Source organism: Micromonospora sp. NPDC049114 (assembly GCF_040648635.1).
Taxonomy (GTDB): domain Bacteria; phylum Actinomycetota; class Actinomycetes; order Mycobacteriales; family Micromonosporaceae; genus Micromonospora.
Genome location: NZ_JBEZEA010000003.1, coordinates 446 through 27,403 on the forward strand (window position 1 = coordinate 446; position 26,958 = coordinate 27,403).

General features: G+C 72.3%; 22 protein-coding genes. 13 read left to right on the forward strand and 9 right to left on the reverse strand.

The genetic code is table 11. From position 1 onward, the window contains the following. The first annotated feature begins 329 nt into the window (after positions 1 to 329). From AB0B39_RS13005 to AB0B39_RS13020, 4 genes are all read left to right on the forward strand, one after another. The gene (locus AB0B39_RS13005; RefSeq protein ID WP_357574389.1) at positions 330 to 1,514 is read left to right on the forward strand and encodes a zinc-dependent alcohol dehydrogenase; all 1,185 of its coding nucleotides are present in this window, start codon (positions 330 to 332) and stop codon (positions 1,512 to 1,514) included. Beyond that, positions 1,511 to 2,473 (forward strand): SDR family NAD(P)-dependent oxidoreductase, encoded by a 963-nt coding sequence (locus AB0B39_RS13010; RefSeq protein ID WP_357574390.1) that lies wholly within the window; start codon positions 1,511 to 1,513, stop codon positions 2,471 to 2,473. The genes AB0B39_RS13005 and AB0B39_RS13010 overlap by 4 nt, the downstream gene beginning before the upstream one ends. A gap of 106 nt (positions 2,474 to 2,579) precedes the next feature. Continuing rightward, on the forward strand, positions 2,580 to 3,590 hold the full coding sequence (locus tag AB0B39_RS13015; protein ID WP_357497369.1) for a serine hydrolase: 1,011 nt from the start codon (positions 2,580 to 2,582) through the stop codon (positions 3,588 to 3,590). A gap of 161 nt (positions 3,591 to 3,751) precedes the next feature. Then, positions 3,752 to 4,849, forward strand: a complete 1,098-nt coding sequence (locus tag AB0B39_RS13020; protein WP_357574566.1) for an MBL fold metallo-hydrolase — start codon at positions 3,752 to 3,754, stop codon at positions 4,847 to 4,849. A 9-nt stretch (positions 4,850 to 4,858) separates the two neighbouring features. On the opposite strand, the gene dgt is transcribed toward AB0B39_RS13020, so the two are convergent. Beyond that, the gene (dgt, locus tag AB0B39_RS13025) at positions 4,859 to 6,370 is read right to left on the reverse strand and encodes a dGTP triphosphohydrolase (protein ID WP_234587873.1); all 1,512 of its coding nucleotides are present in this window, start codon (positions 6,368 to 6,370) and stop codon (positions 4,859 to 4,861) included. A 155-nt stretch (positions 6,371 to 6,525) separates the two neighbouring features. Here dgt and AB0B39_RS13030 point away from each other — a divergent pair, with 155 nt between their 5' ends. Then, positions 6,526 to 8,970: a Tex family protein gene (locus AB0B39_RS13030; RefSeq protein WP_357574391.1), complete on the forward strand. Its 2,445-nt coding sequence runs from the start codon at positions 6,526 to 6,528 to the stop codon at positions 8,968 to 8,970. A 623-nt stretch (positions 8,971 to 9,593) separates the two neighbouring features. Here AB0B39_RS13030 and AB0B39_RS13035 read toward each other — a convergent pair. Beyond that, positions 9,594 to 9,830, reverse strand: a complete 237-nt coding sequence (locus AB0B39_RS13035; RefSeq protein WP_357574392.1) for a hypothetical protein — start codon at positions 9,828 to 9,830, stop codon at positions 9,594 to 9,596. Between AB0B39_RS13035 and AB0B39_RS13040 the strand changes: the two genes are divergently transcribed. Both AB0B39_RS13040 and AB0B39_RS13045 read left to right on the forward strand, forming a co-directional pair. Next, entirely contained in the window at positions 9,825 to 10,709 is an 885-nt protein-coding gene (locus AB0B39_RS13040; RefSeq protein WP_357574567.1) for an aminoglycoside phosphotransferase family protein, read from the forward strand. The two genes, AB0B39_RS13035 and AB0B39_RS13040, sit on opposite strands and share 6 nt — an antisense overlap. A 21-nt stretch (positions 10,710 to 10,730) precedes the next feature. Further along, entirely contained in the window at positions 10,731 to 11,198 is a 468-nt protein-coding gene (locus AB0B39_RS13045; protein ID WP_357574393.1) for a hypothetical protein, read from the forward strand. Here AB0B39_RS13045 and AB0B39_RS13050 read toward each other — a convergent pair. Continuing rightward, on the reverse strand, positions 11,128 to 12,075 hold the full coding sequence (locus tag AB0B39_RS13050) for a DUF389 domain-containing protein (protein WP_357574394.1): 948 nt from the start codon (positions 12,073 to 12,075) through the stop codon (positions 11,128 to 11,130). The genes AB0B39_RS13045 and AB0B39_RS13050 overlap by 71 nt on opposite strands. A 226-nt stretch (positions 12,076 to 12,301) precedes the next feature. On the opposite strand from AB0B39_RS13050, the gene AB0B39_RS13055 reads away from it, so the two are divergent. The 5 genes from AB0B39_RS13055 (at position 12,302) to AB0B39_RS13075 (ending at position 17,899) form a co-directional block, all read left to right on the forward strand. After that, positions 12,302 to 13,429 carry an aminotransferase class I/II-fold pyridoxal phosphate-dependent enzyme gene (locus tag AB0B39_RS13055; RefSeq protein ID WP_357495001.1) on the forward strand — a complete coding sequence of 376 codons (1,128 nt, stop codon included), beginning with the start codon at positions 12,302 to 12,304 and terminating at the stop codon, positions 13,427 to 13,429. Between the two features lie 14 nt (positions 13,430 to 13,443). Then, on the forward strand, positions 13,444 to 14,481 hold the full coding sequence (locus AB0B39_RS13060) for a GNAT family N-acetyltransferase (protein ID WP_357574395.1): 1,038 nt from the start codon (positions 13,444 to 13,446) through the stop codon (positions 14,479 to 14,481). Next, positions 14,478 to 15,110, forward strand: a complete 633-nt coding sequence (locus AB0B39_RS13065; RefSeq protein WP_357574396.1) for a sugar transferase — start codon at positions 14,478 to 14,480, stop codon at positions 15,108 to 15,110. Before AB0B39_RS13060 ends, AB0B39_RS13065 begins: the two co-directional genes overlap by 4 nt. Then, entirely contained in the window at positions 15,107 to 15,886 is a 780-nt protein-coding gene (locus tag AB0B39_RS13070) for a GNAT family N-acetyltransferase (protein WP_357574397.1), read from the forward strand. The genes AB0B39_RS13065 and AB0B39_RS13070 overlap by 4 nt, the downstream gene beginning before the upstream one ends. Before the next feature lie 138 nt (positions 15,887 to 16,024). Then, on the forward strand, positions 16,025 to 17,899 hold the full coding sequence (locus AB0B39_RS13075; protein ID WP_357495008.1) for a nucleoside-diphosphate sugar epimerase/dehydratase: 1,875 nt from the start codon (positions 16,025 to 16,027) through the stop codon (positions 17,897 to 17,899). A 103-nt stretch (positions 17,900 to 18,002) separates the two neighbouring features. On the opposite strand, the gene wecB is transcribed toward AB0B39_RS13075, so the two are convergent. Genes wecB through AB0B39_RS13095 form a run of 4 tightly spaced genes read right to left on the reverse strand, consistent with a single transcriptional unit; the run spans position 18,003 to position 22,520 of the window. After that, entirely contained in the window at positions 18,003 to 19,127 is a 1,125-nt protein-coding gene (gene wecB / locus AB0B39_RS13080; protein ID WP_357574398.1) for a UDP-N-acetylglucosamine 2-epimerase (non-hydrolyzing), read from the reverse strand. Further along, a complete protein-coding gene (locus tag AB0B39_RS13085; protein WP_357574399.1) occupies positions 19,124 to 20,362 on the reverse strand; it encodes a glycosyltransferase family 4 protein in 1,239 nt (412 codons plus the stop codon). Before AB0B39_RS13085 ends, wecB begins: the two co-directional genes overlap by 4 nt. Continuing rightward, entirely contained in the window at positions 20,359 to 21,486 is a 1,128-nt protein-coding gene (locus AB0B39_RS13090; protein WP_357574400.1) for an NAD-dependent epimerase/dehydratase family protein, read from the reverse strand. The genes AB0B39_RS13085 and AB0B39_RS13090 overlap by 4 nt, the downstream gene beginning before the upstream one ends. Continuing rightward, entirely contained in the window at positions 21,480 to 22,520 is a 1,041-nt protein-coding gene (locus tag AB0B39_RS13095; protein ID WP_357574401.1) for an SDR family NAD(P)-dependent oxidoreductase, read from the reverse strand. The genes AB0B39_RS13090 and AB0B39_RS13095 overlap by 7 nt, the downstream gene beginning before the upstream one ends. Before the next feature lie 551 nt (positions 22,521 to 23,071). On the opposite strand from AB0B39_RS13095, the gene AB0B39_RS13100 reads away from it, so the two are divergent. Continuing rightward, positions 23,072 to 24,478 carry a hypothetical protein gene (locus AB0B39_RS13100; protein WP_357574402.1) on the forward strand — a complete coding sequence of 469 codons (1,407 nt, stop codon included), beginning with the start codon at positions 23,072 to 23,074 and terminating at the stop codon, positions 24,476 to 24,478. Here the strand turns inward: AB0B39_RS13100 and AB0B39_RS13105 are convergent. Continuing rightward, on the reverse strand, positions 24,413 to 25,711 hold the full coding sequence (locus tag AB0B39_RS13105) for a glycosyltransferase (protein ID WP_357574403.1): 1,299 nt from the start codon (positions 25,709 to 25,711) through the stop codon (positions 24,413 to 24,415). The two genes, AB0B39_RS13100 and AB0B39_RS13105, sit on opposite strands and share 66 nt — an antisense overlap. Further along, positions 25,708 to 26,838, reverse strand: a complete 1,131-nt coding sequence (locus tag AB0B39_RS13110) for a glycosyltransferase (RefSeq protein WP_357574404.1) — start codon at positions 26,836 to 26,838, stop codon at positions 25,708 to 25,710. Before AB0B39_RS13110 ends, AB0B39_RS13105 begins: the two co-directional genes overlap by 4 nt. Positions 26,839 to 26,958: the final 120 nt, after the last annotated feature.

Below are 26,958 nucleotides of genomic sequence, written 5' to 3' on the forward strand. Positions count from 1 at the left end.
CCTCGCGGGGGGGGGGGCCCCCGGGCCCGCCCCTTGGTCTCCCCCCTCCCCGCCCGGAGCCGGGCACGGTCGCCCCCAGCCCACAACCGCAACCACCGGCAAGCCCGAGCCCGGTCGCCCCAGCCCACAACCGCAACCACCGGCAAGCCCAGGCCCGGTCACCCCCAGCCCCAACCGCAACCACCAGCCGGCCCCTCAGGCCTGCCAAACCCGCCAAACCACCGAGCCACGAACGCCAGCCGAAGGCCCCGCACACCCGTCGGTCGCAGCCGGTTCAATCGCCCGTCCCCGGGTAGCAGTCAGGCAGGACCGACGGAGGGCAGCCAGACATGAAGGCGTTGACCTGGCAGGGCAAGCGGGACGTACGGGTCGAGGAGGTGCCGGATCCCCGGATCGAGGAGCCGACCGACGCGATCGTGAAGATCACGTCCACGGCGATCTGCGGCTCGGACCTGCACCTGTACGAGGTGCTGGGGCCGTACCTGAAGCCCGGTGACGTCCTGGGTCACGAGCCGATGGGCATCGTCGAGGAGGTCGGGTCGGAAGTGACCGGGCTCAAGCCCGGCGACCGGGTGGTGGTGCCGTTCAACATCTCGTGCGGCAGCTGCTGGATGTGCCGCCGCCAGCTCTACGCCCAGTGTGAGACGACCCAGGTGACCAGTGCGGGCAAGGGCGCGGCGCTGTTCGGCTACACCTCCCTCTACGGTTCGGTGCCCGGCGGTCAGGCCGAGTACCTGCGCGTACCCCAGGCCCACTTCGGACCGATCAAGATCCCGCAGACCGGCGCGGACGAGCGCTACCTCTACCTCTCGGACATCCTGCCGACCGCCTGGCAGGCCGTGAAGTACGCCGACACCCCGCCCGGCGGCACCCTTGCCGTGTTCGGGCTGGGCCCGGTCGGCCAGTTCTGCGCCCGGATCGGCCGTCACCTCGGCGCCGGCCGCGTCATCGGACTGGACCTGGTGCCCGAGCGGCTGGAACTGGCCCGCCGGCACGGCATCGAGGTCCTCGACGTCCGCGAGTTGTCCGACGTGCCGGGCGCGCTGATCGACCTGGTCGACGGGCGCGGGCCGGACGCCGTCATCGACGCCGTCGGCATGGAGGCGCACGGTTCGCCGGTCGGCAAACTGGCCCACGCGGCCGTCGGGCTGCTGCCGGACAAGCTCGCCCAGACGATGACCGACCGGGTCGGCATCGACCGGCTGAGCGTCCTGCACGCCGCACTCAAGGGGGTCCGTCGCGGTGGCACCGTGTCCCTCTCCGGCGTCTACGGCGGTGAGGCCGACCCGATGCCGATGATGGAGATGTTCGACCGGGGCATCCAGCTGCGGATGGGGCAGTGCCACGTGCGCCGGTGGACCGACGAGATCCTGCCGCTGCTCTCCGGCGATGACGACCCCCTGGGTGTCGAGGACCTGCGCACGCACCGGCTGCCGCTGAGCGAGGCGCCGCGGGCGTACGAGATGTTCCAGAAGAAGGAGGACGGCTGCATCAAGGTCGTGCTGGCTCCGTGAGTCGGGTGGTGGTGGTCGCGGGCGCGACCAGCGGGATCGGCCGGGCGACGGCCCGGGCGTTCGCCGAGCGCGGCGACCGCCTGGTGCTCGCGGCCCGCGCCCCGCAGACCCTCGCCGAGGTACGCGAGGAGTGCGCGGACGTCGAGGTCCTGACCGTGGCGACGGACGTCACCGAGCCGGGCGCGCTGGAGGCGCTGGCGGATGCGGCGATCGAGCGGTTCGGCCGCATCGACGTGTGGGTGCACACCGCGGCGGTGATGGCCTACGGGCGCTTCGACGAGCTGCCGGAGCGGGTCTTCGAGCAGGTGGTGCGGACCGATCTGCTGGCCGCCGCGGGTGCGGCCCGGGTGGCGCTGCGGCACTTCCGGGCCACCGGCGCCGGCACCCTGATCCTCACCGGGTCGGTGCTGGGGCACATCACCGCTCCGTACATGAGCGCCTACGTGACGAGCAAGTGGGGGTTGCAGGGGTTGGCCCGGACGGTCCAGCAGGAGCTGCGGGACAGCCCGGACATCCACCTCTGCCTGGTCAACCCGGGCAGTGTGGACACCCCGGTGTACCAGCAGGCGGCCAACTACCTCGGTCGGGTCGGCCGGCCCCCGCCGCCGGTCGCCGGGCCGCAGCGGGTGGCCCGGGCCATTGTCGACTGTGTGGACCGGCCGCGTCGGGAGGTGTCGGTGGGCCGGCTGAACGTGGTGCTGCGGGCCGGTTTCACGGTGCTGCCGGGCGTCTACGACGTCCTCGTCGGGCCGTTGATGCGCCTGGCCGGCCTGAGCGGGCGGCCGGTCCCGGCGCACGACGGGACGGTCTTCGCCCCGAACCCGGCCGGCGAGTCGGTCCGCGGCGGCCACCTGCCCGACCTGCGGCAGTTCGCCCGCGCCGTGTCCGGGCCGGCCGCGCAGCTGCGCGGGGCGGCCGCCGGCGCGGTCGATGCCGTGCTGCGCCGACGCCACGGCTGAGGTGTTCGGGACTGTTCGGGACTTCTCTGGGGGCATCGTGCATCGATCAACTCGCCTAGGGTGGTGGGCCGGCAAGCGCTCCGGCGCCCCACGACGGGAGAGACGATTGACCATCCGACTGAACCGCAGGACGGCACTCGGACTGGGCACGGTGGCCACCGCCGGTACGGTGCTCGGCGCGGCCGCCCCGGCCAGCGCCGCTGAGAGCACCGAGGCGGCACCGACCACCCCTGCCCGGGCCGCCAACCGGGTCGCCGCCGCCTTCACCAGGTACAGCACCGAGGCCGGTGGCAACTGGCAGGCGTACGTCAGCGTGGCCGACCCGGCGGGCCCGCCGGTCGTCGCGGTGGCGGCGGACGCGGACCGGCGGATCGAGGCGTACAGCGTCAACAAGATCGCGGTGGCCACGGCGGTGTTGGACAAGGTGGACCGGGGGCTGCTGGCGCTGGACCAGCGGGTCGACGTCACCGCGTCGATCGTGGTGCCGGGTGGCGATGGCATCTTCAGCCTCGACGGCGCGTACCCCAGCAGCGTGACCCTCGGGCACGTGCTGGCCAATCTGCTGACCGTCTCCGACGACACGGCGGTACGGCTGTGCGGGCTGGTAGCTCCCGCCGCCGAGATCAACTCGATTCTGGTCGGTAAGGGCTTCCCGAACACCCAGGTCGAGCCGGTGGCCAACCCGAACCGGTTCTTCCTCGGCACCAGCACCCCCCGGGAGACCCACGACCTGCTGCGCGCCCTGGTCGCCGGCACGCTGCTGTCGCCGGCCTCGACCGCGCACCTGCTCGGGTTGCTGCGCGCCCCGGTGGCCTTCACCGACGGCATCCGGCGCACCATGTCGTCGGACGAGCGGGCCCGCATCGCCACCAAGGCGGGCTGGTTCGCCGACGCCCGGCACGAGGCCGGGGTGATCTTCGACCGGGCCGGCGCGGCGGTGCTGACCTACGCGCTCTTCGCCGACGGGCAGGCCGACCCGGACAACTTCGGCGCGACCCACCCGGCGGTGCAGGCCCGGGCCGCCATGGGTCCGAAGTTCCTGGCGGCGGTGGACCGTCTCGGCGGCACCGGCACCGTCTTCCGGACGACCGCCCGCCGACCCAGCAACGGCGGCTGATCCCGCTGCCGGGTCGGTCGTCGGGTGACGACCGGCCCGGTGCGGGCCACCGCCGGGGCGGGAACGGCCGGGGGGAACTACCGTGTAGTGCGGGACACGGCGGAGGGACGGCGATGGCGCCAGCGGAACGCACGGACGGGCAACTGTCGCTCGGGCGACTGATGCGGGGAACGGCAGGGCTGGCCGCGCTCGCCGGCCTGGCCTGGGTGGCCCGGGACGTGCCCGCGGCCCTCGGCGGCCGGCTCGCCGGCGCCCGCGCCGAACGGGCGGCCCGCTCGCCCCAGTTTCGCGACGGCACCTTCCACAACCAGGCCGACACCCGCACGATGGTCGCCGCAGAGCCGGGTCGCAACCTGCTCCGGGAGCTGATCTTCGGCAAGCAGAAACGGCGGCCCACCGCGCCCGTGCCACTGCTGCGCCCCAGCGCGCCGCAGGCCGCCGACACCGCCGACGAGCTCAACATCATCTGGTACGGCCACGCTTCGGCGCTGATCGAGATCGAGGGTCGGCGGGTCCTGCTCGACCCGGTCTGGAGTGACCGCTGCTCGCCGTCCGGGCTTGTCGGCCCGCGCCGGCTGCACGAGCCGCCGGTACGCCTGGACGAACTCCCCCCGCTGGACGCGATCCTGATCTCCCACGACCACTACGACCACCTGGACCTGCCAACCGTGCGGGCGCTGGTCGCCGGGCAGTCGGCACCGTTCGTGGTGCCCCTCGGGGTGGGCGCCCACCTGGACCGGTGGGGTGTGCCCGCCGAGCGGATCATCGAGCTGGACTGGTCCGAGTCGCACCGGGTCGACGGGTTGGAGATCACCGCGACCGCCGCCCAGCACTTCTCCGGCCGAGGGCTGCGCCGCGACGGCACCCTCTGGAGTTCGTGGGTGGTCGCCGGGGCCCGACGCAAGGTCTTCTACACCGGTGACTCCGGCTACTTCGCCGGGTACGCGGCGATCGGCGCCGAGCACGGGCCGTTCGACGTGACGCTGATGCAGATCGGCGCGTACGACCGGGCGTGGCCGACCATCCACATGTTCCCGGAGGAGGCGGTCGACGCCCACCTGGACCTGCGCGGCGGCCTGTTCATCCCGGTGCACTGGGCGACGTTCAACCTGGCCCTGCACGACTGGTCCGAGCCGGTGAACCGGCTGTGGGCCGAGGCGAAGGCCCGCGACGTACGACTGGCCGTGCCCCGCCCCGGCGAGCGGGTGGTCGTCGACGACCCGCCCGCCGTCGACGGGTGGTGGCAGTCGGTCGCTTGAGGCGTCGGGTCAGAGCACGAAGGCGTCGGTCCAGAGCGCGCCGGAGCGGCCGGAGAGCGCGTCCAGCATCGCGACCGCCTGACCGTCGGTGAGCTGCGCGACGAAGTCCACGATGGCGCGGCCCCGGGCGCGGCCGATCCGGTCCGGCGTACGCGGGTGCAGCTCCGCCTCGGCCAGCTCGACCAGGTCGTGCAGCCGGCGGGGCAGTCGGGACTCCTCCTCCGGGTCGAGCAGCCACTCCCACAGCGCCTCCACCAGGGTGCCCAGCAGCCGGGCCTGACCACGCTGGTGCAGGGCCAGATCAGGGCGGGCCAGCACGAACCGGTGGTGGACGAACTTGAGCACCTGCACCTCGTGCCACTGCGCGCAGCCGAGCAGCACGTACCCGGAGCGCACCGACGGCTGGTCGGTCACCGTGATCGCCTCGACGAAGCGGGTCGACCAACGGGCGGAGAACCGCGACACGTACTGCTCCGCCTCGATCGAGCCGTCGAACGGCATCGCCAGCAGCCCGTCCACCAACTCCTCGCGGACGTGCTCGACCGCGGCGGCGAACGCCTCGTCGTCGGCGATCCACGCGTCCTTACGGTGCAGTTGGCGGCGCAGGCGTTCGATGGCGGCGCCGGGCCGCCGGGCGGCGGTGGCCAGCGCGGCATCGGTGATCGCCCGGAAGTGCCCGCTCTCGCGCTGCCAGGCCATCAGCTCGGCGGAGACCGACCCCTGCTGGAGCACACCGACCCGGTAGAAGTCCTCCACGTCGTGGATGGCGTACGCGATGTCGTCGGCGGTGTCCATCACCGACGCCTCCACGGTCTGCTGCCAGTCCGGGATGCGGCCGACGAACGGCTCCCGCGCCTGCCGCAGGTCGTCCAGCTCGGTCCGGTACGCCCCGAACTTCAACGAGCCGCTCTCCGGGTCGTCCGGGGGCGGGGTGGCGCCGCGGGGCGGCGGGTCCAGCAGGCGTGGGTGCGGGTCGGGGTAGTCCAGCCGCGTCCACGGGTACTTCAGCATCGCCGCACGGACCGCGGCGGTCAGGTCCAGCCCGGTGGTGGCCGCGCCCCCGATCTCGGTGCTGGTGACGATCCGGTACGACTGGGCGTTGCCCTCGAAGCCGTCGGCGAGGCCGAGACGCTGGCGGGCCAGCCGGTCGAGCACCCGCTCCCCCAGGTGCCCGAACGGTGGGTGGCCGAGGTCGTGGGCGAGCGCCGCGGCCTCCACCACGTCGGGGTCGCAGCCGCCGAGCTTGTCCAGCAGGCCGCGCCACCTGTCGTCGGCCGTCAGGCGCTCGGCGATCGCCCGGGCCACCTGAGCGACCTTCAGGCTGTGCGTGAGCCGGTTGTGCACCAGCAACCCGGAGCCGACCGGGCTGATCACCTGGGTGACCCCGCCGAGGCGGGCGAAGAACGGCGAACCGACGATCCGGTCCCGGTCGGCGCGGAACGGGTTGGCCGTGAGGTCGCCGAGGGCCCGGGCGCTGCCGCCGAAGAGCCGCCGGGTGCGCGACTCCGCAGGTGATTCCATGATCGCCACGCTAGCGCAGGCCCGGCGGGGCCGTCGCCGGTCACCCCGGCCGGGCGCGGCGGTTCGGTCTGCCGCCTCGGCCGGGCGCGGCGACAGCGCCCCGGGCCGCCCGGCAGAATGCAGGCGGTACCCACTCCCGAAGGCGGATCGAGATCGTGACCCAGTCTGTTCATCAGCGGATCGCCGACGAGCTCGGCGTGGCCGAGCGTCAGGTGCGGGCGGCCGTGGAGCTGCTCGACGGCGGCGCCACCGTGCCGTTCATCGCCCGCTACCGCAAGGAGGCCACCGGCCTGCTCGACGACACCCAGCTGCGCACCCTGGAGGAGCGGCTGCGCTACCTGCGGGAGCTGGACGAGCGGCGGGCCGCCGTGCTGGAGTCGATCCGCGGCCAGGGCAAGCTGGACGAGGCCCTGGAAGCGCAGATCATGGCCGCCGACTCGAAGTCGCGGCTGGAGGACATCTACCTGCCGTACAAGCCGAAGCGGCGGACCCGGGCGCAGATCGCCCGCGAGGCCGGGCTCGCGCCGCTGGCCGAGACGCTGCTGGCCGACCCCAGCCAGGACCCGAAGGCCACCGCCGCCGGGTTCGTCGACGCGGAGAAGGGCGTCGCGGACGCCGCCGCCGCGCTGGAGGGCGCGCGGGCGATCCTCATCGAGACCTTCGCCGAGGACGCCGACCTGATCGGCACGCTGCGCGAGCAGATGTGGTCGCGGGGCCGTCTGGTGTCGCGGGTACGCGACGGTCAGGAGACGGCCGGCGCCAAGTTCTCCGACTACTTCGACTTCTCCGAGCCGTACCCGAAGCTGCCCTCGCACCGGATCCTGGCGATGTTCCGGGGCGAGAAGGAGGGCGTGCTCGACCTGACCATGGACCCGGAGGAGGCCGGCGAGGCGGACGCCGTGCCGACCGGCCCGAGCCGGTACGAGGCGGTGATCGCCGGCCGGTTCGGCGTGTCCGACGCGGGCCGCCCGGCCGACCGCTGGCTGGCCGACACGGTCCGCTGGGCGTGGCGTACCCGGATCCTCATCCACCTCGGGGCCGACCTGCGGATGCGGCTGTGGCAGGCGGCCGAGGAGGAGGCCGTACGGGTCTTCGCCACCAACCTGCGTGACCTGCTGCTGGCCGCGCCGGCCGGCACCCGAGCGACGATGGGCCTGGACCCGGGCCTGCGTACCGGGGTGAAGGTGGCCGTGGTGGACGCCACCGGCAAGGTCCTCGCCACCGACACCATCTATCCGCACGAGCCACGTCGACAGTGGGACGCGTCGATCGAAACCCTCGCCCGGCTGGCCGGGGCGCACGGGGTGGAGCTGATCGCGATCGGCAACGGCACCGCCTCCCGGGAGACGGACAAGCTCGCCGGGGAGCTGATCGCCCGGCACCCGCAGCTCAACCTGACCAAGGTGATGGTCTCCGAGGCCGGCGCGTCGGTCTACTCCGCCTCCGCGTACGCCTCGCAGGAGCTGCCCGGGATGGACGTGTCGCTGCGCGGCGCGGTCTCCATCGCCCGCCGCCTCCAGGACCCGCTCGCCGAGCTGGTCAAGATCGATCCACGGTCGATCGGTGTCGGCCAGTACCAGCACGACCTGTCCGAGGTGAAGCTGTCCCGGTCGCTGGACGCGGTCGTGGAGGACTGCGTGAACGCGGTCGGGGTGGACGTCAACACCGCCTCGGCACCGCTGCTGACCCGGGTCTCCGGGATCGGGGCCGGGCTGGCGGAGAACATCGTGCTGCACCGGGACGCCAACGGGCCGTTCCGGTCGCGGACCGAGCTGAAGAAGGTCGCCCGGCTCGGGCCGAAGGCGTTCGAGCAGTGCGCCGGCTTCCTGCGCATCCCCGACGGCGACGACCCGCTGGACTCCTCCAGCGTGCACCCCGAGGCCTACCCCGTGGTGCGGCGCATCCTCGCCAGCACCGGTCAGGACCTGCGCTCGGTGATCGGCAAGAGCGCGATCCTGCGCGGGCTGCGGGCCACCGACTTCGTCGACGACCGGTTCGGCCTGCCCACCGTCACCGACATCCTCGCCGAGTTGGAGAAGCCCGGCCGCGACCCGCGACCGGAGTTCCGCACCGCCACCTTCGTCGAGGGGGTGGAGAAGATCAGTGACCTGACGCCCGGCATGGTCCTGGAGGGCGTGGTGACCAACGTGGCCGCGTTCGGCGCGTTCGTCGATGTCGGGGTCCACCAGGACGGCCTGGTGCACGTGTCGGCGATGTCCCGGACGTTCGTCAAGGACCCCCGCGAGGTGGTCAAGTCCGGCGACGTGGTCAAGGTGCGGGTGCTCGACGTGGACGTACCCCGTAAGCGCATCTCGTTGACCCTGCGCCTGGAGGACGATCCCGCCGCCACCGGTGGTGGTCGGACGAGTCAGGAGGGGCGCGGCGGCCCGGCGCAGCGCGGTCCGCAGGGTGCGCGCGGCGGGCAGGACGGTCGTGGCGGGTCCGGTGGCGGCGCCGGCGGTCGCGGCGGGTCTGACGGTCGCGGCGCGTCCGGCGGTCGCGGCGGGCAGGGCGCACGGGGCGGGCAGCAGCGGCAGGGCGCTCCGGCACCGGCGAACGACGCGATGGCGGAGGCTCTGCGCCGCGCTGGATTGGCCTGATCAGCGCGATCGGTCAGCCGCCGTGCGGAGGCGCCCGGGATGCCCCGCAGGGGCGGTCATCCTCGGCGCCTCCCAGGCCACCACCCCGCATTGACCGACCCGCCGGACCATTGGCGGGCCCTGTCGAGCTGCCCCATGGGTGGGGCGGGGCGAGCGAGCCCCACCCATGGGTGGGGCCGAGCTGTCCCGCCCGTGGGTCGGGCGAGCGGGCCCCAAGCGTGGACCGGGTGGGTCGGGGGCGAGCGGCCCGTGGGTGGGGCAGGCCAGCCATCGACACGCCCTTAACGCCCGCCCACGAGCCCGGGCCCAGCCGCACGCACGACTTCCCGATTTCGGTGTAGATCTTGGACAGTTTCCGTTCGACGCGAACGGAAACTGTCCAAGATCTGGAGTTGTCGGCCTCGTCACCCGGCCCTGCCCCAGATCTGGGGCAGCTCGACAGGGGACGCTGGGGAAGGTTGGGTGCCGAGCGCGCCAGCCGTGACCGTGTCAGTCGGCCGCGGGGGCGAGCGAGCGACGGGGCGAGCGGGCGGCGGGCGGTGAGCGAGCGCACGGCGGGGCGAACGGCAAGCGAGCGCACGGCCGGGCGAACGGCGAGCCGACCGCGAGCGGGCGACGGGCGGCTAGGCAAGCGGGGGGGCGGGCGGGGCGAGCAGAGCGGGCGGAGCGAGCAGGGCGGGGCGGGCGGGCGGGGCGAGCAGGGCGGGGCGAGCAGGGCAGGGCGGGGCGAGCAGGGCGGGGCGGGGCAGGGCGGGGCGGGGCAGGGCGGGGCGGGGCGGGGCGAGCAGGGCAGGGCGGCGGGCGGAAACGGGTCGCGTGTCCGTGGCGGTCTGGGTGATGATCTCGCGGTGCGGATGCATGCCGACCAGATGGACGTGAGCGCGGACGTTGTTGCCGCGCTGGTGGCCGAACAGTTTCCGCGTTGGCGGGGGCTGCCGGTGCGGCCCCTCCGTTCGGCCGGCACCGTGAACGCCCTGTTCCGGCTCGGTACCGAATTCGTGCTGCGGTTTCCGCTGCGGCCCTCTGCCGACCCCGCGCTGCGCGACGAGCTGCGGCGGGAGCAGGAACACGCCGTGCTACTCGCCGCGCACCTGCCGATCGCGGTGCCCGAACCGCTCGGCCTCGGTGCGCCGGGCGACGGCTACCCCGGGTCGTGGACGGCGTACCGGTTCATCCCGGGGGAGACGGCCCGGGCCGACCGGATCGACGACCCGGACGTCTTCGCCCGTGACCTGGCCGCCGTCGTGGTCGCCCTGCACGGCATCGACACCGGCGGACGGTCGTGGCCGGGGTTCGGCCGGGGTGGGCCTCTGGCGGACCAGGATGCCGGCGTACGGGCCGCCCTCGCCGTCAGCGGTGAACTCACCGACACCGGCGCGCTCGCCGAGGTGTGGGACCGGTGCCGGAGCGCGCGCCGGAACGATCCGGCCGACGTGTGGATCCACGCCGACCTGATGCCGGGCAACCTGCTCGTCCGCGACGGGCGGCTGGTCGCGGTCATCGACCTGGAGTCGGTCACGGTCGGCGACCCCGCGGTGGATCTGATGCCGGCGTGGAACCTGTTGGACCCCGGGCCACGGGAGACGTACCGGCGGGCGTTGGGTGTGGACGACGCCACCTGGGAGCGGGGGCGCGGCTGGGCTCTGGAGCAGGCGATCAACGCGCTGCCGTACTACGTCGACACCAACCCCGTGATGGCCGGCATCGCCCGGCACACCCTGCGGGCCGTGCTCGACTGAGTCGGGGCGTACCGTCGGCTCGTGGGTGAGGACGACGGCCGCGAGTGGCGGGAGCGGCAGCAGCGCGCGGTGCGGGCGCACGCCGACGCGGACGCGCGGCGGCGGGCCGCCGAACAGGCGCAGGCCGCGGAGCTGGTGGCCTGGTTCGTGGCCGAGGCCACCCGGCGCGGGCTGCCGACCACGCGCCTGGTCGCCCGGGGGTACGACGGGCGCGGGCGCTACCGGACCGGGCTGACCGGCTGGTACGTCGACCGGGCCGAGACGCGGGCGGTGGACGTGGCCGGGCGGTTCCACCTGCTGACCGTGCCGGGTGGCCTGCGGGCCCGGCTCCTCGGCGTCGACCCGCAGCCCAGCCCGCCGCCGCTGGTGGTGGGGGCGGGTGGCCGCGACGGCGAGTCGATCCCGCTGCGGACCCTGCTCAACCGGCGGCTGAGCGACGGGACCGACGAGCCAGGTTCCACCACCAGAGCTGCTGCACCACGAGCGTGAGCAGCCCGGCCACGACGATCGCGCACACGTTGATCACCAACTGGAGGGCCGAGCCGCCGGCCTCGTCCCACACTCCGTAGGCGGCGGCGACCGCCACGTTCGCCGCGGCCGGGACCGTCGTCACCGAGATCAGTACCCCGACGAGGCTGCCCGACTTCTTCGAGGTCAACGAGAGCATGCCGGCCACGCCGGCGAGCAGGCCGACGACCCAGGACAGCGCGTCCGGTCGCCAGATGAAGTCGGTGAGCGGCCGGTCGGCGAGCAGCATCTCCTTGCTGACCAGCCCGGCGGCGGTCAGGGCCCAGGTGCTCAGCACGGTCGCCACCATGGCCGCCAGGAAGCCGACCGTCAGGGCCTGCACCGACCGGCCGATCACGCCGAGGCGGCGGCGCAGCAGCGCCACGCAGAGCGCGGCGAGCGGGCCGAACTCGGGGCCGACCACCATCGCGCCCACGATGAGGATCGGCTGGTCCAGCAGTACGCCGATGCCGGCGATCATCGTCGCCACGATGATCAGCACCAGGTAGGTGCCGGACAGCTCGGTCTGCTCGCCGGTCTTGGCGGCGATCTCGTCCCAGACCACCGCGTCGGCGCCACTGCCGGGCGCCTCCTCGGCCGCCCGGTCGGCCGCCGCCGAGATGGTCAGCTCGACATCGTCGGCGGCGATCCCTCCGCGCGCCTCCACACCGAGGCGCTGAAGGCCCTGGAGCACGTTGTCGGCGCTCTCCCGGACCACGTCGCACTGGATGAGGTCGCCGCGGGGCTGCCGGGCGACACCGGGCAGCACCACCAGGTGGGTCACGCCGGGGTCGGCGGCCAGCAGGTCGGCCACCGCCTCCGACTGGTCCTTCGGAGCGATCACCCTCAGATGCAGCACCCACAGGCTCCCTTCGCGCGTTGAGCCCACCGGTGGGCGCGGCTCGCAGCACTGTAGCCGCCGCTGACGGGGGCTCGACGCGAAGAGTCTTCCGGGACGGACACCCCCACGGCGGGTGGTATATCCCGGAACCGGCCTCGAAAGGCCAAAACGCATGTATGGGAGCTGTGCTGGTGGTACAACCGGTTTGTCAGTTTGGCCCGGCGACGGCGGGAGTCATCCGAGCATGAGCAAGGTCTACCTCTCCCCGCCCGACGTCGGTCAGCTTGAGGAGTCGTACGCGCTTGCCGCCATCCGCTCCGGCTGGGTGGCGCCGCTGGGTCCCGATGTCGACGCCTTCGAGGCCGAGCTGGCCGAGCGGATCGGGACGTCGTACGCCGTTGCCACCAGCTCCGGCACTGCCGCCCTGCACCTGGCGCTGCTGGCGGTCGGCGCCGGCCCCGGGCAGGTGGTCGTCATGCCGACCCTGACCTTCGCGGCCACCGCCAACGCCGCCGTCTACACCGGCGCCGAGCCGATCTTCGTGGACTGCGATCCGATGACCGGCAACATCGACGTGGACCTGCTCGAGTCGCTGCTCGACCGGCTCGACGCCGAGGGGCGGCGGGTCGCGGCGGTCGTGCCGGTGGACATGTTCGGCGTCTGCGCCGACTACGACCGCCTGCTTCCGGTGTGCGCCCGTGCCGGCCATCCGGTCATCGAGGACGCCGCCGAGGCGCTCGGCGCCACCCGCTCCGGCCGGGCCGCCGGGTCGTTCGGCCGCGCCGGGGTGCTGTCCTTCAACGGCAACAAGATCATGACCACGTCGGGCGGCGGCATGCTGCTCACCGACGACGCCGAGCTCGCGGCCCGCGCCCGGTACCTGGCGACCCAGGCACGACAGCCCGTCGCGCACTACGAACACACCGACATCGGCTACAACTACCGGCTGAGCAACGTGCTGGCGGCGATCGGGAGGGCGCAGCTGTCCCGGTTGGACGGCATGATCCGCCGCCGCCACGAGCTGCGCGACAGGTACGCCAAGCTGTTCGCCTCGGTGCCGGGGGTTCGGCTGCTCGGCGACGGAGATCCCGGCGCCAACTGCTGGCTGACCACCATCGTGGTGGAGCCGGAGATCTCCGGGTGGTGGCCCGGGGAACTGGCCGCGCACCTCGCCGCCCAGGACATCGAGACGCGTCCGGTGTGGAAGCCGATGCACCTGCAACCCGTGCACGCCGGGGCGGAGGCGGTGCTCACCGGCGCTGCCGAACGGCTCTTCGCCACCGGCCTCACCCTGCCCAGCGGCTCGGCGATGGCCGAACACGAAGGCGAGCGGGTCCGCCGGGCCATCGACGAGTTCCTGGGCCGCCGGTGACCGACGGATTCGCGGTGACCGGTCCCGGCGCCCCGGCCGCCCTGCTGGACGCCTCCTGCCCCGACGTGTACTTCACCGCCGGCTACGGCCGGGCAGCCGCCGAGACCGAATCGGGCAGCTGGCAGACCATCCACGAGTACGACCGACTCATGCTGCCCCACGTACTGCGGTCGGTGAACGACACCGACGCCGACGCCGCGAGCCCGTACGGCTACTCGGGTCTGCACGTCGACGCCGGCTGCACCCCCGCGGACCTGGCCCGCTTCTGGTCCCGTGCGGTCGCCCACTGGCGGGACGCCGGCGTCGTCACGCTCTTCCTGCGCTTCTCGCCGCTGGATCCCGCCTCGGTCGAGGCGGTCCGGGGGCTCGCGTCCGTCGAGTTGACCCGCCGAGCCGACACCGTCACCGTCGACGTGTCGCCGGGGCCGGACGAGGTGTGGGACGGGATGGAGGGCCGATCCCGCACCGCCATCCGCAAGGCCCGCAAGAGTGGTCTGACCGGCACCGTCCGTCCCGCCCGCCAGGAGGACCTGCTTCCCGGTACGCCCTTTCGCCGGCTCTACGAGTCGACAATGATCCGGCTGGGCAGCCAGCCCTGGTACCTGTTCCCGGACCGCTACTACCGCCACCTTGCCGCCGGGCTGGACAAGGCGCTGTCCATCGTGGAGGTACGCGACGCGGACGCCGCCGTGGTGGCGGCCGCCCTCGTGCTGCGGCACCGGGACCGGGCCCACTACCACCTGGCCGGGTCCGACCCGCTCGCCGCGCGCGCCGGCGCCAACAACCTGCTGGTCTGGAGCATCCTGGAGTGGGCTGCGGAACACGGGTGCCGGCTGGTCCACCTGGGCGGCGGCGTTCGAGCCGACGACGGGCTCTTCCAGTTCAAGCGCTCCTTCGGCGGCGCCCGCACCCCGTTCTGGACGGGCTCCGCTGTCATCGTCCCGGCCCGCTACCGGGAGCTGGTCGCCGCGCGGGCCCGACGGCTGGGCCGTACGACCGAGGACCTGGAGTCCAGCGGCTACTTCCCGGCGTACCGGGCGGGTGTCGCATGAACACGGCGACCCTCGACACGCAACGTCGGATCAAACGGCTCATCGACGTCGTGGTGAGCCTGACCATCCTGGTCGTGCTCTCTCCGGTGCTGGCCCTGGCCGCGATCCTGATCCGCCGGCAGCTGGGCGCCCCGGTCCTGTTCCGCCAGCAACGGACCGGCCGGGCGGGCCGCCCGTTCACCGTCTACAAGCTGCGCACGATGACCGACGAGCGCGACGCGCACGGCATGCTCCTGCCGGACGGGCAACGGTGCAAGGGCATCGGTCTGCTGCTGCGGCGGGCGAGCATCGACGAGCTGCCCCAGCTGGTGAACGTGCTCAAGGGCGAGCTCAGCCTGGTCGGGCCGCGCCCGCTGCTGCCCCGGTACGACCCGTTCTACACCGAACGGGAACGGCTGCGCTTCGAGGTGCCCCCGGGGATCACCGGGCTGGCGCAGATCCACGGGCGCAACGGGCTGGCCTGGAACGAGCGTCTCGAACTGGACGTCGTCTACGTCACGAACTGGTCGCTCGGGCTGGAGCTGCGGATCATCGCCCGCACCGTCCGCGCGGTCCTGAGCGGCGCCGGCGTCGCGACGGACCCGTCGGCGCAGATGCTGGACCTCGACCGGGAGCGGATGCTGACGTGACAGTCCTGGTGCCGCGGACCGGCATCGCCACCGTCGACGAACCGACCGATCCGCACCTCGACGGGATCGTGGAGCTGCTCCGCCAGTCCATACCCTCCGGGTGCGCGGGTCTGACGCCGTACCACGCAACCGACTTCGCCGCCTTCCTCGGCGCGGCCGTCGCCCCGCCCAGCGATCTCCGTACGGTCGTGCTGCGCTGTGTCCGCGACGCCTCCCGGGTACGTGCCGTCGCCGACTGGCGGGTGCTGGGGCGGCGACTCTTCCTCAACGGCATAGCTGTCGCCGCCGGGCAGCGGGGACGCGGGTGGGGCGGGCTGCTGCTCGACGACGGGTACGACCTGGCACGCCACCTCGGGTGCGCCGACCTCGCGCTGGACGTGTCGTTGGGAAACCCACGGGCGCGGCGCCTCTACGAGCGACGCGGCTTCACCGACGAGTCGTACGCACAGTGGACCGAGGTGCGACTCGATGGAGTCGCACCCGATCCCACCGTCCGCCTGCTCGACTGGCCGTCGTTCGCGGCGCACCACTCGGCGTACGGCTTCGGCGATCTTCGGATCGGGTGGGCGACCGGCACGACGAGCGTCCGTGTCGTCGGCGCGTCCCTGCGTCTCGCCGCGGACGCGCCCGGCCCGGGTCTCGCCGCCGCCCTGGCGGAGGTCGTGCCGACCAGCCGCTGCTATCGGATCAGCTCGACCCGCAAAGCCGAGGCCGGGACGGCCGACGGGTTCGCTCATTTTGCCCGGATGTCGCGTCCGGTCGAGCTGCGGGGCTGAGAGCTCCGGAGCTGAGCACAGCGCCCGGCGAGGCAGTACGCGAAAAAGACAACTGATCAATAAATAGGAGGTATCACTACACAAGGCGTAAAAGCCACCGCCGGTCCTGGCGGCCGAACGATTGGGACGAGGACACACATGCCGCGGCACATCGAAGAAGAACGACGCTCGGAACGGGCCGGAGTGCGATGGGGGGCGGTGCCCCGGGCGGCTGTGCTCCTCGGCACGGACGGTGGCGCCTGGATCGTCGGGGTTGTGCTGGCCACCTGGGCGCGGTACGAGTTCGCCCTCACCGCTGGCGAACTGACGCGCGCGGTGACCCTCGGTGGCATCGCGGCGGTCCTGCACACCGGGTTGGTGCCGCTGCGGCGGCTCCGCTCGGGCCGGCACCCCGTCGGCAGCCTCCACGAGGTCCAGCGTGTCGTCGGCACGGCGATCACGATCGCGGGCATCCTGACTGTCGGTCTGTTGCCGCTCGCCGAGCGACCGGTACCCGCCAGCACCCCCCTCATCGGTGGCGCGCTGGCCGTGCTGTTCATGCTCGCCGCGCGGTTCGTCTACCGGCACCGCCACGATCTGGCCATGCGCCCCGACGTCCGCTCGGCGACGCCGGTGCTGCTGTTCGGTATGGGCGACGCGGGCCAGGGCCTGCTGCGGGCCATGCTCGGCGACCCGCGCGGACGGTACCTGCCGGTCGGCGCGCTCGACGACGATCCGGAGAAGCGCGACCTGCGCGTCGGCGGGGTGCGGGTGCTGGGCGGCCGCCACGACGTCGGCGCTGCCGTCCGACGTACCGGGGCCGGTGCCGTGATCTTCTCGGTCGCCAACGCCGACGCCGCCCTGATCCGTCAGATCCGCGAGGCGACCCTCGAGACGGGCGCCGCCTTCAAGGTGCTGCCGCCCGTGCGGGACCTGGTGGACCACCGGATCACCGTCACCGACGTCCGCGACGTGCAGATCAGTGACCTGCTCGGCCGTCGTCAGGTCGTCGCCGACCTGCCGCTGAGCGGCAACAGCCTGACCGGCCTGCGGATCCTCGTCACCGGCGCCGGCGGCTCGATCGGCTCGGAACTCTGCCGACAGGTCATGAAGGCCGACCCGGGTGAGGTGATGATGCTGGACCGCGACGAGACGGCCCTGCACAGCCTCCAGATGTCGCTGGCCGGTCGTGCCCTGCTCGACGGCCCGGAGCTGATCCTCGCCGACCTGCGCGACGACGAGGGCATCCGCCGGATCATCCGCGAACGCCGGCCGGACGTCATCTTCCACGCGGCGGCGCTCAAGCACCTCACCCTGCTCCAGCGGCACCCCGGCGAGGCGGTCAAGACGAACGTCTGGGGCACGCTGTCGGTCCTCGACGCCTGCCGGGACGTGGCCAAGTTCGTGAACATCTCCACGGACAAGGCGGCCAACCCGATCAGTGTCCTCGGTTACTCGAAGCGGATCACCGAGCTGCTGACCGCGCACGCCGCGTCGCGGTTTCCGGGCACGTTCCTCAGCGTCCGGTTCGGCAACGTGTTGAGCAGCCGGGGCTCGGTGGTGACAGCGTTCCAACGGCAGATCGAGGCCGGGAACCCCTTGACCGTCACCCACCCGGACGTGACCCGCTATCTCATGACCCTTCAGGAAGCCGTCCATCTGGTTCTCCAGGCCACGGAGATAGGCCGGGACGGGGAGGCTCTGGTGCTGGACATGGGCGAGCCGGTGCGCATCGCCGACCTCGCCCGGCAGATGGCCGACCATGCCACCAGCAGCGTCCCGATCGTCTACACCGGCCTGCGGCCGGGCGAGAAGCTGCACGAGGACCTGCTCGGGGCCGGCGAGATCGACACCCGGCCGCTGCACCCTCTGGTGTCACACGTGACGGTTCCAACGCTGGACCCGAGGGAGGTGCGCGGGCTCGACCCGTACGCCGAGCCGGCGAAGGTCGTCGAGCAGCTCGCCCTGCTCTGCGCCCAGCCGACGCCGCCGGTGGTGAACGGTCCGCTGGGCGTACCGCTGCAGTCGCGCTGACGATTGCCACAGGGCCGGCCACCGCGGTTCGCGGTGACCGGCCCTGTCGCCTGTCCGGCTGATGCTGTCCGGTTCGGCGCTGGCTGGTTCGGCGCCGGCTGGGTCAGCGGCGGATGCCCGCCCAGTCGTGGTGCCGGCGGACTGTGGAGAGGATGAAGTCGACGACCCGCCGGGAGGTGTCCGGCACCTGGTAGTCCACCGGGCAGGGGACCCCCTGCGCGGCGACCTGGGCCACTGTCACCTCGACCGCCTCGACCACGCCCTGCGGGTCGAGACCGGTCATGATGATGCCGCCGGCGTCGAGCGCCTCCGGGCGTTCGATCGACTCGCGCAGCGTCACCGCCGGGAAGCCGAGGATGGCGGACTCCTCGCTGACGGTCCCGCTGTCCGACAGGGTGCAGTACGCCCTGGTCTGCAGGTGCACGTAGTCGAGCAGGCCGAACGGCTCGTGGAAGGCGATGCCGTCCAGCGCGGTGGCGTCCGGGGCCAGCGCCTCCAGCCGCTTGCGGGTCCGCGGGTGCGTGGAGACCAGCACCGGCAAGCCCCACCTGTCGCGCACCGCGACCAGGCAGTCCAGCAGCCGGCGGAGCCGGTCCGGGCGGTCCACGTTCTCCTCGCGGTGCGCGCTGACCAGGAAGTACCCGCCCGGTTCCAGCTCCAACTGCCGCAGGATCGTCGAGCTGGCGATCGACGGCCGGTAGTGCTCCAGCACCTCCCGCATCGGCGAGCCGGTGTGCAGGATGCGGCGCGGGTGCAGGCCCTCGGCGAGCAGATTGCGCCTGGCGTGTTCGGTGTAGACCAGGTTGAAGTCCGCCACGTGGTCGACCAGCCGACGGTTGGTCTCCTCCGGCACGTTCAGGTCGAAGCAGCGGTTTCCCGCCTCCATGTGGTACACCGGCACCCGCATCCGCCGCGCCATCAGCGCGGCGATGCAACTGTTGGTGTCGCCCAGCACCAGCAGCGCGTCCGGCCGCAGCTCGGCGATCGCCTGCTCCATGCCGACCAGCACGCCCCCGAGGACCCGGCCGAGCGACGAGGTGTCGACCTCCAGGAACCGGTCGGGCTGGCGCAGCCGCAGCTCGGTGAAGAACACGTCGGACAACGTCGGGTCCCAGTTCTGCCCGGTGTGGACCAGAACGTGGTCGACCGTGTCGTCGAGCCGGGCGAGCACCCGCGACAGCCGAATGATCTCCGGTCGAGTGCCGACCACCGTCATGATCCTGGTCATGCCCGTCCTCTCTGCGCAGCCACCTTGGTCAGGATGTCCTCGAACTGGTCGACGCCCACCCGCAGCGACATCCGCTCCTGGTAGACGTGTCGGGCCCGGCTACCCATCTCGCGCCGGACGTCGGTGGGCAGGTCGGCCGCCGCCACGAACTGGTCGGCGAGCGCCCGCCAGTCCTCCGGCGGGCAGACCAGACCCAGCCCGGCCGAGCGGACGAGGGCGGCGGTGTCGCCGCCCGCCGCGGCGATCACCGGCATGCCGCAGGCCAACGCCGCTTGGAGCTTCGACGGGACGGCGGCCCGCAGGGCGGGCACGTCACGCAGACACACCAGCTGCCAGTCCGCGGCCGCGGACAGCTGGGCCATCTGATCGGGCGGGCGCCTACCGATGAACCGCACGTTGTCGGCGCCCAGCTCGGCTGCCAGCCGACGGGCCGCGTCCTCGCCCGCGCCGGAACCGACGAGCACCAGGTCCAACCGGTCCCGGGCGGCGGCCGCCGCCCGGATGGCCGTGTCCAGGCCCTGCAGGAGCCCGAGGTTGCCGGCGAACATCACCGTGCACCGCCCCCGATGACCCAGCACCGCACGAGCCTCGGCGGTGACCGGCACCGGCCGGAACAGGGCGTCGTCGGTCCAGTTCCAGACCACGCGCACCCGGTCCGGGTCGGCGCCTCCCGCCACCACCCGCTCGGCCATCGTCGGCGAGATCACCACGATGGTGTCCGCCGACCGGTACGTCGCACGCATCAGGGCGCCGACGGCCCCCTCCAGCGAGCGACCGGCCCGGCCGGTGGGCGCCATGCCGGAGTGCGTCACCGAGTCGGGCCACAGATCCTGCACGTGCAGGACCATCGGTGTCCGCCGGGTGGCACGCAGCAGCGCCGCGGCGGCGACGGCCGTGGGGGGCGGGTGGTAGACGTACGTGACGTCGACGTCGGCGAGCCACCGCGCCCCGGGCACCGCGCTGCTGGCGCCGAAGGACAGCAGGCTCAACGCCCGCCGCAGGGCGGAGGCGTCATGACTCGGGTAGGCCGGCACCCGCCGGACCGCCACCGGCCCGTCGGTTTCGCGGTGCCCCCAGCGCTGCCGCCAGCCGGGGTAGGTCCGGCCGTACGGGTAGCTGGGAAAGGTGGTGAGCACCCGCACCTGGTGGCCCCGATCGGCGAGCCCGCTGGCCAGGTTGCCGGGGATGAACGCCCCCTCGGGGGGATACCACTGGCTGATCAGGCCAACCTTCACCCGCCGACCGCCACCGGTGCCGTCCGGGTCGCCTCCACCGGCTCGGGCCAGGTGTCCGGTCGGTCCGGGTCGAACAGCTCGTTGGTCCAGAACATCGTCACCAGGTCGTCCGAGCCGGTGTTGACCAGCTTGTGCGCCCACATCGTGGGCATGTCCACCAGCACCGGCTCGTCGCCGCTGACCGGGAACCGCAGCACCTCGGTGTCGTCGACCCGGCGCAGACTGATCTCGGCCGAGCCGCGCAGCACCACGAACCGTTCCACCTTCGCCAGGTGGAAGTGCTCACCGCGGGTGATGCCGGGGCGGGTGGTGGAGCAGAACGTCTGCCCGGCACCGCCGTGCGCCTTGACCGTCTCGACCAGCTCGCCCCGGGCGTCGGCCCGGCGCGGCAGCGCGAGCGGGTAGTGCGCCGGGAAGCAGTGCGACCGGTAGGTGTTGAACAGCCGCACGTCGTGCCGGCCCACCAGGGACGGGAACTCCCCGGTCCGGTACGTCGCGGCCATGCCGGTGAGCAGGCTGGCCAGAGCCTGCACGCCGATCCGCACCGGCGGCATGGCCGGATCCCACGAGCCGCCCGCCGGCACGCCGATGAGCCGGGCGGCCGCGTCGGTGACGTGCACGAGGCTCAGCTCGCGGTCGGCGTGCACCTCCGGCCGGCCGCCCTCGGCGAGCACCCGGCAGAACGTCGCCACTGCCGAGTTGTAGTACGGACGCCCGTGCTCGCCGTACAGGTTCGGCAGCAGCACGTCGTCGACCTCGATGCCGGTGGCCGCCAGCACCCGCGCGGCGGTGGCCTTGGCGTCGCCGTACGGGGTGCCGTTGCCGGCCTGCACCGAGTTCGCGTAGACCACCCGGGCGGGCGGATTCGCACAACGCTTGAGGCCCTCGGCGAGCTGCGCGGCGAGGTGGACGTTCCCGGCCGCGACATCGGCCGGCTCGCCCCGGTTGACGCCGGCCAGGTGCAGCACGCGGTCGACCCCGGCCACCTTCGCGGCGACCACGTCGGGATCGGTGAGGTCGGCCCGGGTGAGCACTACCGGTTCGGGCCAGTCCAACGCCCGCAGCAGCACGCGCACGTGCCAGCCGAGGAACCCGCCGGCGCCGGTGACGGCGAGCCTCAGCACGCCAGCACCGGATCCCGCAGCGCCAGCTCCGCGCGTACCTCGGGCAGCGTCTTCAACAGCGCGATGATCTCGGGTACGCCGAGCTGCGGCGCGTTGGCCGAGTTGAAGTCCTCGCTCGGCCCCTCGCTGAGGTCGCCCTCGGAGACGTACAGCGCGTAGTTGAGGTCGCGGGCGTCCAGCGGCACCCGGAGGAAGTCGCCGAAGTCCTCGGCCTGGGCGAGTTCCTCCCTGCTGGCCAGCGTCTCGGCGTGCTTCTCTCCGTGCCGCACGCCGATCACGTCGAGCTTGGCGGGCACGTCGAAGAGGTGACAGACCGCCTCGGCCAGGTCGCCGACGGTGCAGGCGGCGGCCTTGCGGATGAAGATGTCGCCGGGCCGACCGTGGTGGAAGGCGTGCTCGACCAGCTCGACCGAGTCGGCGAGCGACATCAGGAACCGGGTCATCCCGGCGTCGGTCACGGTGGGCGCACGACCGGCCTTGATCTGCTCGATGAACAGGGGGATCACCGACCCCCGCGAGTACATGACGTTGCCGTAGCGCACGCAGGAGACGGTGGTGCTGCTGTTCGGGTTGTTCCGGGCGTGCGCCTGGGCGACCTTCTCCATGAGGGCCTTGCTCATGCCCATCGCGTTGACCGGCTGGACAGCCTTGTCCGTGCTGAGCACGACTACCGATCCGACGCCGTTGCGCTCGGCGGCCTCGATGACGTTGGCGCTGCCCAGCACGTTGGTCCGGACGGCCTCCAGCGGGAAGAACTCACACGACGGCACCTGCTTGAGGGCGGCGGCGTGAAAGACGTAGTCGATGCCCCGGCTGGCCTTGAGCACCGAGTCGTAGTCGCGCACGTCCCCGACGTAGTAGCGAACCCGTTCGTCGCCGAACAGCCGACGCATCGCGTCCTGCTTGGCTTCGTCCCGGCTGAGCACCCGGACCTCACCGGCGCCACGGTCGAGGAGCCGGCGCACCATGGTCTGGCCGAAGGAACCCGTACCGCCGGTGATGAGAACGCGGCGTCCGGTGGTTGCGAAATTCATTGATTCTCCCGTGTCGTCGCTGCGCCGGTCCGCCACCCGACGACTCGACGAGAGAGTCACGGGGCGCCCGCGCACCCGTCCCGGAGCAAGGGCCGTATCGGCCAGTTTCAGCATTCGGGACAACGAGAGGCGACCCTCGCAGATACGCTTTTCTTCACGATTTGACCGCAAGCATGACCAGCGACGAAATGATCAGGCGGTCTAATGTGAATCGCCCACTCATCGCGGCGGAAACGCGAGATGAATCGCGTTCGCGTGCCACGCGTGGCCGCTCATGTACGCGGGGCCGCCATTCGTGAAAGACGCCAGATATCCGGTCGGTCACTGGTATAAAACCTTCAGCACTTGTGACACCACCATCGGGCACGCCCTTTTCGCGATCTGACCCGCTCGCACGGCGACATGCCTCTGGCCGATCCAGGTGCCGACCCGGCGGACCAGATCGGGGGCGAGGGGAACCACCCCCGCCGGGAGGCACCCGGCGGATCGGGAACTGATGCGGGAGCACCAGCCGGATGACCACGACAGCACCGAGCACCACACGTTGGAACGTGCCCGCGCCTGCGCCCGCACGGCCGGTTCACCACCATGGCTCCTTCCGTCATTCCTCGCGCGCCTGGTTGCCACTGCTGCTGGCCCTCGGCTGGATGCTGGGAACATTCGGCTTCTTCTGGGCCGGGGCGCTGTCGCAGCAGGTCCCGAACCCCGCCAAGCTGTGCCTGTTCGTGTTCAGTGCGACCGGGGCCTTCGCCGCCGGTTACGCCGCGCAGCTCTACCGCCGCGCCACGCCCCGACGATCAGGTGGCGCGACGCGATCCACCGACGTTCGCCGGATCCGAAGGCTCGTCCTGGCCGGTGGGATCTACCATGTCGCGCTCGGTGTGGCCCTGCTGCTCGAATACGGGGCGACCGGTCCCGGCAGCATCCTCGCCAGCCTGCAGGACCCCGCGGCGGCCTACCTCAACAAGTTCACGGTTTATCAGCAGCAGCAGGACAGTGGGCGGACCAATCCGGCCATCCAGGTTCTCACTCTGCTCGGCGTTCTGGGCACGGTGCTCGTTCCACTGCTCGTCGTCCACTGGCGACGATTGTCGAGCGGCCTGCGGCTCGTCGGAATCGCGGGCGTCGGTGTCTACAGTCTTTTCTTCCTCTACATCGGCACCCTCAAAGGGCTCGGCGATTTCGTGCTGATGATGGCAGCCAGCCTGCTCATCGCCGCGTCGCGTGGGCCGGGCCCGTTCGGCCGGACGAAGAAGCGACGGCGGGCGACGGTACTGGTGGCGGTCGTCGTGGCCCTCTTCTGCGCCTATCTGGTCAGCAACCAGGCCGATCGGGTGGACCAGTTCGGCACCCAGGACCGCGTCCGCGCCAACCCGACCGTTGAGCGGATCGTCGGCGAGCATGCCGCGACCGGAGTGGCCGCACTGATGATCTATCCGACCCACGGCTATCTCGGTCTCGCGTACAACCTCGACACACCGTTCGTCTGGTCGCACGGACTCGGCAGCACCCCGGCCGTCACCTCGTACGGCACCCAGTACTTCGGCGTCGACGCCGACCGGTATCCGGCCTACCCCCTGCGTACCGAGGCCCGGACGGGGTGGCCGGCGGGCATGTACTGGTCGACGATCTATCCCTGGCTGGCCTCTGACCTCACCTTCCCGGGGACCGTCCTGTTCATGGCACTGCTGGGCTGGTTCTTCGCCGGTCTCTGGCGTGCGGTGAACCTCGCCGGCGGCATCCTGCCGACCCTGCTCTTCGTGCAGATGTGCCTGCTCGTCACCTACATCCCGGCGAACAATCAGCTCGGTATGTCCCGTCCGGCGATGATCGGCCTTGCCACCCTGCTGATGCTGTACCTGTGGAACGCCCTGACGAACAGCGCGGGCGACTCAAGGCCGCCCGAGTGGGTGCAGCGGCGACCCGCTCCCCTGCTCCACGGCGTCCACACCCCCTGAGGGAGCGACCGGCAGGCCAGCCAGAAACGACCGGATGCGCCGGCCCTGCGCTGCGGGACCACGGCTCTCCCGTACGAATGCGGCGCCAGCGGCCCCGAGGGCGGCTCTCTCCCCGGGAGGCGTCGCCAGCAGTCGCAGCAACGCTTCGCGCAGCCCGTCGGCCGTGTCCGTCTCGGCGAAGCGCAGGTACGGCTCGTAGTCGGGCGGAATGCCCGGCAACCGTGTGGTCACCACGGGAACGCCGGTGGACAGGTACTCGATGAGCTTCGACGGAAACGAGTAGCGGACGAACGACTGCTCCACCGGCCGGGGGTTCACCAGCACCGACGCGCTGGCGAGGCGCCGCACCAGCGCGGCACGGTCCAGCAGCTCCGGCGGGGAGATCCGGGGATCGACCTCCGCCTGGGTCCGTGACCAGTCCTCCAACTCGCCCCGACCGAACAGGAGCAGGCGCAGATCCGGGTCGGGCATACCGCGAAACGCCTCGATCAGACGATCGACGCCGTACGCCCGGGTCAGCCCGCCCGCGTAGACGATGTCGCGGGTGGCGGCGTCGGAAGGCGGGCCGGCGTCGGGACCGCCCGTTGACGCCCCGGTGGTGGGTGGATCGCAGATCCCCTCCATGACCAGGCGGGGAATCGATGGGGCGAAGTCCTCGCCGAGCGCCGCGGTGAGCACCACGACGCCGGAGGAGCGACGCAGCGCCATGCGGACCAGCGCGTGATCGAGCCGGCGCAGCGCGCGGACGATCCGCCCGTCATCGGGCAGGACCACACCGGGAGGATCGGTCAGCACCGGCACCACCCGGGCCGAGCCCCGCCACGCGACCAGAACGCCGAACCACAGGAACGGCGTGTGGACGCCGTGGATGAGCAGGATGTCGTCGCCGTGTCGGCGCAGGGTCCGCGACCCCGCGCGCACGGCGGCCACGAACCGGGTCAGGTGTTTCAGGCCGAGCAGATTGACGAAGCCGAGCAGTTCGCCGGGCACGCCGTCCTGCTGGAAGTGCCCCGACCGGAAGCGGATCTGCCGGTTGCGCGGGAACGTCGACGCGGGTGCCGCCGAGAGCAGACGTACCGGACAGCCCGCCGCGCGCAGGCTCCGGACCAGGCTCCAGGCGAACGTGTGCGTCTGGGTGGGCAGGACGACATCTCGCGCCACGACCTCTCGGAACACGTCGTCGCCGACCGTGAAGCCGAGCAGCAGTACGCGGGGAGAGTGCTTGTCGGTCACGCCGCTCCTCCCAGGATGCGCTGATAGACGTCGTCGAGGGACCGGAGCATCACCGGCAGGCTGTACGCGTCGTGCACGACCTTGCGGCCGGTCTCCCCCAGGTGCCGGCGTTCGGCGGCGTCGTCGAGCAACGGCTCCAGGGCGGCGGCGAAGGCGACCGGGTCTCCCGCCGGCACGAGATGACCGCCACCCTGACGCAGCACCTCGACGTTGCCGCCGACGGCGGAGGCGACAACGGGCAGCGCGTGGGCCATCGCCTCCAGCAGAGCATTGGACAGGTTCTCGTGCAGGGTGGGAAAGACGAAGATGTCGGCGGCCGAGAGGAGATCCGGCACGTCGAGCCGATTACCGAGCAGCCGCACCTCGGTGCCGTGCGCGTCGGCCAGGGCTTCGGCGATGCCAGCCCGGTCCGGTCCGTCGCCGGCGACCAGCAGCACCCGGCGGCCCGGTCGCGGCGGCAGTCGCCGCAGCGCGTCCGCCAGCACCCCGAAGCCCTTGTCCCAGTTCAGCCGCGCTACCGCGATCATGGCCACGTCCTCGCGGCCCAGGCCGAGGGCGGCACGTCGGCTGCTCCGCACGGCGCCGACGTCGGCAGGTAGTGGAACCCCGTTGGGGATCACGCCGACGAACCTGCCCGCGTGCGCCCGTACGAAGTCCCGGTCGGCGGCGTACTCGCACACGGTCGCGACGTGGCTGGCCATCCGTAGCGTGGCCGGTTCCGCGCAACTGGTCAACATCGCTCTACGCCAGGTGTTGCCGCCGTGCCTCAGGTCCCGCACGGTGCCGTGCACGGTGACCAGGATCCTGGGGCAACCCGCCAACCGGGCGGCGACCACGCCGTGAAAGCCCTCGTTCTGCAGACCGCGCACGTGCACCAGGTCGGGGCGTACCCGCCGCAGGAGTCGGACCCATTCGCGCAACAACGGCACGTTGAGGCCACCGTTGCCGCCGACCTGATGCATGCGGACGAACTCGTATCGCTCGCTCAGCGCGGAATCCAGCACCCGTCCCACGGCGGTCAGTGGCCCGTTGGCGCCGGGTGTGCCGGCCGAGTGCTGCACGACGACCGGCCGGGCGCGCACCGGTGGGGTGCTCGGACCATGGTCGTCCCGGCTGACTGGCTGCACTGGCACTCCATCGTCGACCTCGGGCCGCCGACGGCGTGCCCTGATCCCCGGTAACCGCATGGGTGCGTACAGTAACACCGGCAATAACCGTCAACCGCTTGAGACACGCTTTATACGAAC